At 39.5% G+C, this 7,779-nt stretch carries 7 protein-coding genes; all 7 read left to right on the forward strand.

Translation table 11 applies throughout. From position 1 onward, the window contains the following. Positions 1 to 488: rod shape-determining protein MreC (gene mreC, locus ACQR30_RS00690; protein WP_429729819.1), on the forward strand; the 488-nt coding region annotated here is incomplete at its 5' end. Between the two features lie 13 nt (positions 489 to 501). Continuing rightward, entirely contained in the window at positions 502 to 1,023 is a 522-nt protein-coding gene (locus tag ACQR30_RS00695; RefSeq protein WP_429729822.1) for a rod shape-determining protein MreD, read from the forward strand. A gap of 121 nt (positions 1,024 to 1,144) precedes the next feature. Further along, positions 1,145 to 3,238 (forward strand): penicillin-binding protein 2, encoded by a 2,094-nt coding sequence (gene mrdA, locus ACQR30_RS00700; RefSeq protein ID WP_429729825.1) that lies wholly within the window; start codon positions 1,145 to 1,147, stop codon positions 3,236 to 3,238. Between the two features lie 2 nt (positions 3,239 to 3,240). Further along, complete coding sequence (gene rodA, locus ACQR30_RS00705) at positions 3,241 to 4,587, forward strand: rod shape-determining protein RodA (protein ID WP_429729828.1); 1,347 nt, start codon at positions 3,241 to 3,243, stop codon at positions 4,585 to 4,587. 26 nt (positions 4,588 to 4,613) lie between these two features. Next, positions 4,614 to 5,705, forward strand: a complete 1,092-nt coding sequence (gene corA, locus ACQR30_RS00710) for a magnesium/cobalt transporter CorA (protein WP_429729831.1) — start codon at positions 4,614 to 4,616, stop codon at positions 5,703 to 5,705. 235 nt (positions 5,706 to 5,940) lie between these two features. Continuing rightward, positions 5,941 to 7,302, forward strand: a complete 1,362-nt coding sequence (locus ACQR30_RS00715; protein WP_429729837.1) for an L-serine ammonia-lyase — start codon at positions 5,941 to 5,943, stop codon at positions 7,300 to 7,302. 35 nt (positions 7,303 to 7,337) lie between these two features. After that, positions 7,338 to 7,779, forward strand: a 442-nt coding sequence (locus ACQR30_RS00720; RefSeq protein WP_429729834.1) for a DUF4397 domain-containing protein, incomplete at its 3' end; no start/stop codon positions are given.

Below are 7,779 nucleotides of genomic sequence, written 5' to 3' on the forward strand. Positions count from 1 at the left end.
CACTTACAAGCGATAATAATTACATTACCATAGAAAAAGGCGCTAAAGATGGCATAGAAAAAGATATGGCAGTAATGGGAACCAACGGTATCGTTGGTCACGTTGTATCGGTAAGTGCCCATTATAGTATTGTAATGAGTTTGCTTAACCATAATAGCCGGGTAAGTGCAATGCTTAAAAATAGTAATGTTCCCGGTATCGTAGAATGGCAGGGGAAAAGGGTGAATGTGTTGCAGTTAAATAATATTCCTAAAAGCAGTAAAGTCAAGCGTGGTGATACCGTTTTAACGAGTAACCTGTCGGGAAATTTCCCGGAAGGATTAATGGTGGGCCGTGTCTTGGATATACTGCCCAAAGATGCAGCTAGCAACTATTATAGCATTTCAATTTCCAGCAGTACCAATTTTTATACACTACAGTATGTATATGTCATTAAAAATAAATTTTTACAAGAGCAAAGAAATCTAGAAACAACAGCACCTAAGTAGTATGAGCGTATTGATGAAAAACATATTGCGATTTATTTTCTTTATTCTGGTACAGATTTTTGTACTCGATAAAGTGCCATTTATACATCAGTACATCAAGCCGTCCGTCTACTTTTTGTTCATACTATGGTTACCTTTTGGGCTCTCCAGGGTAAGTTTGATGGTTATTGCTTTTCTATTCGGACTCACTTTAGATTATTTTGCCGGTACTCCGGGTCTGCACTCTGCACCCTGTGTACTGATTGCTTATCTAAGACCTTTCCTTTTGAATATTGTTATTCAGCAGCAGAAAACAGGCGTTACCTATTCTGATCCCAGTGCTAAAAGTATAGGAATTGGCCCCTATGTAATCTATATAGTATCTCTCACACTTGTATATCACATCTATCTCACTTTTATTGAGTGGATGGAATTTGGTGATTTTTTATTCTTCCTTGGGAAAGTTTTAGCATCAAGCGCAGTGAGCCTAATTTTAATATTCATTACAGAAATTTTATTCTTCCGTAAAGTGAAGTTTAAGACAAATGCGGCTTAAGAAAGCATATTAAAAGGACACACCTGTGATAAATAATTTATAGTTGCATAAGTAATGTAATTAGGTCTGGCATATTGACTATTTTTGTTTTACGATTTTTCTATCCCTTTTATTGCAAAGAATGGCTATACAAAATAATAATCAATCGCGCAGCAGAATCATTCTTGGAATTTTTGTTGTCGTTTTTATCGTTATCGTTGCACAATTGCTCAATCTTCAATTGTTTTCTCCAAAGTATCGGTTGCAGGCAGAGAATAATGCCATATTTCGCAAAGTGGTTTATCCGGATCGTGGTATTATTTACGATAGAAAGGGGAAGGCTATTTTGGACAATATGATTAATTATGATTTGGTGGTAACGCCTTCTGAAGCGCGAAAAGGGGTTGATACAATGACCCTTTGTACGATCTTGGGGATTGATACTGCAGAATATAGAAAGCGTATAATTACAGCTATTGTTAAAAATGGCAGATACAAATCCAGCACTTTTGAGCCTTTGCTTACCCCTGAATTATTAGCAAGGTTAAACGAAAATATATACAGATTTCCTGGTTTTGAACTGCAAGAACGACCGGTACGGACTTATCCTTATAATGTAGGGGCCAACTTTTTGGGGAGATTGGGCGAAGTGTCATCCAAATTTCTGAAAAGTCATCCGGACGAAGGCTATCAATCGGGTGACTATATAGGTATTGCCGGCCTTGAAAGCTCTTATGAAAAAGTTTTAATGGGGCAGCGTGGCGTACAACGTTTTATGAGAGATAATCGTGCGCGCATCCAGGGGCCTTATGAAAATGGTGATTTTGACACAGTGGCAATTGCCGGAAGAAATCTATACTCAAGTATTGATATAAGTGTACAAGCTTTAGGGGAAAAAATGTTTCAGGGTAAGATTGGCGCTGCCGTCGCTATCAATCCAAAAACCGGCGGTATCATTGCCATGGTCACCGCACCTAGTTATAATCCTAATGACCTCTCACCAAGTGAATACAGAAAACATATCGGCTTCCTTATTTTAGATACTAGCCGTCCCATGTATAATCGCGCTATTGCGGGTATGTATCCTCCGGGCTCTACTTATAAGCCTATAGGCGCCTTAATAGCATTAGATGAGGGTGTAATTACACCTTCCTATGGTTATGATTGCCGGGGTGCTTATTATGCTTGCGGTAAAAAGGTACGTTGCGATGAAAGTTGGGCCGGGCATGCGGCAGATTTAAAACTTGCCATAGCTAATTCTTGTAATTCCTATTTCTGTAATGTATTTCGAATGACCGTAGACAATCCTAAGTATGGTTCTCCAAGAAAAGGGTATGCCAGGTGGCGCACCTATATGCATGGTTTTGGGCTCGGAACGACGCTGGGTGTAGATATACCGGGAGAGAAAGGCGGCAACGTACCTGATACAACTGAGTATAATCATGATTATGGTAACCGGTGGGTCTCTTGCAATATGATGACGATGGGTATCGGACAGGATAGAATGTTATTGACACCCTTACAGTCAGCTAACGAAGCTTGCATCATTGCCAATAAGGGCTGGTATTATACGCCACATTTTATTGACAGTATTGAGTCTCAAACAGAGGCAGATACGACCTATCTGGCGAGGTATAAAGTAAAACACCAGCATTTGCATATTAGTGATGCGGATTATCTGGCAGTACAAGCGGGTATGGAAGATGTTACTGAAGTTGGTACAGCATCTAATGTAAAAATACCGGGTATAAAATATGCTGCAAAAACGGGTACCGCACAAGTACCTAATTTAAAAAACCTGGCTGTTTTTATTGCTTATGCGCCTGCAGACAATCCTAAAATCGCTATTGCGGTATATGTAGAAAATGCTGGATATGGTTCTACCTGGGCGGCCCCTATTGCTGCGCATATGATGGAAAAATATTTAAATGATACGCTTACCGCCGAAACGCAGGCGGATGTTGACAGATTGGCAAAAATAAATTTATTCCCCCATCAAATATTTGACTGGCGCAGGAAACAAGATTCCGCCCGCGCGCAAAGAATGCGTGAAGAGGCAAGAAAGCAAGACTCTTCTGCTACGGCGAAGACAGAAAATACTAAAGCCGTAAAAACGGCAAAAGGTGAAACCCGTAAAGGAAACCCTCCTGTTTCAACGTTTAAGAGCGATTGGCTTTCTGCAATATTGCCCGATTGGACATGGGGAGTAAAGAAAGATAAAATGGTAAAAAGATAAATATGAATCAACCGGAAAAACTGGCGAAGGGAATCGACTGGTTCGTTGTTTTTTTATACGCGACGTTGTTGTGTACCGGCATACTTTGCATTTTTATGGTGGAGTATAATCCCGATCCCAACGTAAACTCACTTACTGCTTTTTTTTCGGGGAAAACAGAATATAGTAAACAACTTATTTTTTCCGGCGTTTGTGCTTTGCTCGCTATTTTTATTTTACTCAGTGATAGTAAATTGTATACGGCTTTTGCAAATCTCTCTTATTTATTCGGCATCATATTGATGTTTGCCACCTTTGTTGTCGGTAAAGATATTAATGGATCTAAAAGTTGGATTCCAATGGGCGGTGGTTTTAACTTGCAACCGGCGCAGTTATGCGTCATATTTACTTCATTGGCCTTATCTAAATACCTCTCGATGCAAGATTTGGATTTTACGAAAGTAAAATCGCAAGTTATTGCGGTGGCTATCGCCCTGTTTCCTGCAATGCTGTCCATATTGCAAAATGAAACAGGAATGGCGTTGGTTTATTTTGGCATTTTTAATCTAATGATTACAGAACGCTTGCCTGGATCGATATTATTAGTAGGGTTTTCGTTTGGTGTTTTGGTAGTAGCCACTTTAATCATGGAGCCCAATACGTTAGCCGTTATACTCACCATTATTGCGGCTATTGCTATTTATATTCTTCGGAAAAAGATAAAAAGAAGCCGAAGCCTGCTGGTGTTTATTTTATTTATATGGGCGGGATGTGTGGGTATACAGCGCTTTGCGGTCCCTTATATTTTTAATAATGTTTTTCAATGTTATCAGTCTTCCCGTATTTATGCCATGGTGGGAAAGGTCTATGACTGTGGTCAAAATCGTAGTACTCTTAAGCGCGAAGAGGATAATAAAAAGTTCGTAAAACCCGATGATTATAATGTGCGTCAAAGCAAGATTGCTATTGGCTCGGGCGGATTGTTGGGTCGTGGCTTTTTAAAGGGCACACAAACGCGCGGTAAATATGTGCCGGAACAACAAACTGATTTTGTTTTTACTTCTATTGGCGAAGCATTTGGGTTTATAGGTAGTTTTGCATTTTTAATGCTCTATTTGTTGTTGTTATTCCGAATTGTAAAAATTGCCGAACGACAGCGAAGTGTTTTTTCCAGAGTGTATGCTTATTGCGTAGCAAGTATATTGTTATTACATATTACTATCAACGTATGTATGGCCGTTGGGTTATTTCCCGTGGTGGGCATTCCGTTGCCAATGATAAGTTATGGGGGATCGTCTTTAGTTACTTTCACAATACTTATCTTTATCCTTGTTCGACTAGATGCCGACAGACAAATGATATTGCGCTAATTCCTAGAATTTAAATAATTGATTGGATGGATAATAATAAATATTTTTCCCTTAACAAGCTTTTCAACGCTCAGAAGACACATCCGCTTTTACACGTAAATCCAACCGATAATGCATTGAGGGTAGATGCAGAAAAGTCCTTGATTACTGTTTTTCAATATGATGAAAATTCGGTGGAAGAGTTTAAGCTGGACAATATTGGCGATTGTGTAAAATATAAAGCCGCTGATAAAAATATCTGGATAAATGTAGAAGGATTAAGGCGAGAAGATGTAAGAGCCATTTGCAGGGATTTTAATATACATTTATTAATCGAAGAGGACATTTTAAGTGTAGGGCAGCGACCCAAAACCGACTTGTTTGAGGATTTCGTCTTTTGTTTACTATATATGCTTTCTTATAGTCATGACAACGATTTGTTAGACAAAGAACAAATCTCATTGATTTTGGGGAAAAACTTTGTACTTACATTCCAGGAGGAGCCTGATCGAGATGCGTTTGGCAAAGTACGTGCAAAGTTAAAAAACCTGCGGAACAAACAATTGCAACAGTATGGGTGTGATTTTTTATATTACGCGTTAATCGACGCTATCGTTGATGATTATTTTATAGCAATGGATGTATTTGGCGAGAAAATTGAGCTGGCTGAAGAACAGCTTGTGAAGGCCAGTTCAAAAGTCAGTATGTCTTATCTTCTTTTTCTAAGAAAAGAATTACTACTTCTGCGTCGTTCCATCTATCCTGCTCGCGATGCGATTAGTAGTATTAACAAAAATGAGAATGATTTATTCTCTAAGAAGACACTACGCTATCTTAAAGATATTTACGACCATATCTTGCAGGCGACGGAAATGGTAGAGAACTATAGAGAAGGCATGGCCAACTTACAAGATCTGCATTTAAATCAAGCCAATCTGAAGATGAATGAGTCTATGAAGATTATGGCGATTGTTACTTGTTTGCTTGCGCCGGCGGCCGTTATTGGCGGTGTCTTTGGGATGAATTTTTCACAAATACCATTTCTACACGACCATTATGGCTTTTATTTTTCTGTGGCAGTAATGCTGTTGATTCCTTTATGGATGGTCTATATTTTTAAGAAAAAGGGCTGGTTTTAGTTTCTGGCAACATTTTCTAAAATTTGCTATTAGCTGTTGATTTGCGAAGGGTTCGATTTTATTTTTTTCTTGATTAAATAGGTAGACTACCATTACTAACAAAATGGGGGTAAACCACTTCAATGCCAAAAACAATAATTAGCTTTGTTGGGTTAATTAAAAGAGTATGCCGCACGAAGCAATTTCGGTTTTTGATATGTTTAAAATAGGCGTTGGCCCTTCCAGTTCTCATACACTGGGACCCTGGCGGGCAGCCATTTATTTTATAGAGTCAATAAAAGAGAAATATGGACTGGAAAATGTAGCGCATATACAAGTGTTGCTATATGGTTCTTTGGCTAAAACAGGTCATGGACACGGTACGGACATTGCGATAAAGATGGGATTGATGCTAGAAGATCCGGAGACGACCGATGTTTCCTTGATAAACGAAAAAATGCAGCAAATAGCTGAACAAAATATACTTGCCCTTGGTGGCATAATGCCTATCACTTTTTGCCCCGGTAAAGATGTTGTTTTTCTCTACAATGAGTCTTTGCCTTTTCACCCCAATGCAATGACGTTTTTGCTCAATCTGAAAAATGGTGAGACTATCAGTGAAACCTGGTATTCTATTGGGGGCGGTTTTGTCGTACAAGAGGGATTATCTCTGCAAGGAACAAAAGAAAATGTGGACCTCCCTTTCCCCATCAATGATGCGCAGGATTTGCTTTTTTGGTGTATTAAAACCGGCATGTCTATTCACGAAGTAGTAATGGAAAACGAGGGAACCTGGCGCAGCGAAGAACAGACAAAAGAAGGCGTATTAAAAATATGGAAAACAATGCGCGAATGCATGTATCGGGGATGTCATACAAAGGGGGAATTACCCGGCGGATTAAAGGTGAAGCGGCGCGCATTTGATTTAAATAAGAAACTTACAAAAGGCGAACTATACAATAACTATGACCAGTGGACTGCGCTTGTTAAAAAGTCAGCCGGTAATTTCAATGCTATATTAGACTGGATTAGTTGTTTTGCATTGGCAGTAAATGAAGAGAATGCCGCTTTTGGCCGCGTAGTTACAGCGCCTACCAACGGTGCTGCGGGAGTAATTCCTGCTGTCTTGCAATACTTTATTCTATTTTGCAACGCAGATGAGGAAGATAAAATTATCCATTTTCTATTAACCGCATCGGAAGTCGGGAGCATCTTTAAAAAGGGAGCTACTATTTCTGCCGCTATGGGCGGCTGTCAGGCGGAAATAGGTGTGTCTTCAGCTATGGCGGCCGCGGCCTTAACGGAAGCATTAGGAGGAACGCAAAAGCAGGCGTTGATGGCTGCAGAGATAGCGATGGAGCATCATTTGGGACTTACTTGCGATCCAATTGGTGGGTTGGTGCAAATACCCTGTATCGAGAGAAATACAATGGGGGCGATTAAGGCTATTACTGCATCGCAATTAGCTTTACAGAGCGCACCGGATTATGCTAAGGTATCTTTGGATAAAGTGGTAAAGACGATGTGGGACACGGCTCTGGATATGAATAGCAAATATAAAGAAACCTCTGATGGAGGGCTGGCCATACATATTCCGTTAGGCTTGAGTGAATGTTGACGTAATTTTTTGTGTAATTATTTTTAAATATTTTGATGAAAAAAAATGCTTTCTTCTTTCTTTTTTTTGTTTTAATAATTGGTGCGATAGTCGCTTGTACCAAAAGCACAGTCGATAATCAATTAAGACCTACTTATTTTCGGTTGGCAAATGTTACTTCCGGAAGGTCTTTCGACATGCAGGTAAATAAAAATGGTTTATTCACCGGTATTTCTTTTGATAGTATAACTCCTTATGCATCCGGTAGCCCTGGTGTATACAATTTAGCCATTAGCGATAATGCAAGTGGTACAGATATATTGAATAGCTATCAGTCCATGCAGAGTGGTGTATATTATACACTCTTTATTGTTCCTGACAGCACATCGGGTGTTCAGCAGCCCAGAACAAGTTTGATTGCCGATAACAACGTTTTGCCGCAATATGATTCGGCTAAAGTACGTTTTCTTAATTTTTCCCCAAATGCGCCTTCGGTTA

The organism is Arachidicoccus sp., from assembly GCF_050436765.1.
GTDB lineage: Bacteria > Bacteroidota > Bacteroidia > Chitinophagales > Chitinophagaceae > Arachidicoccus.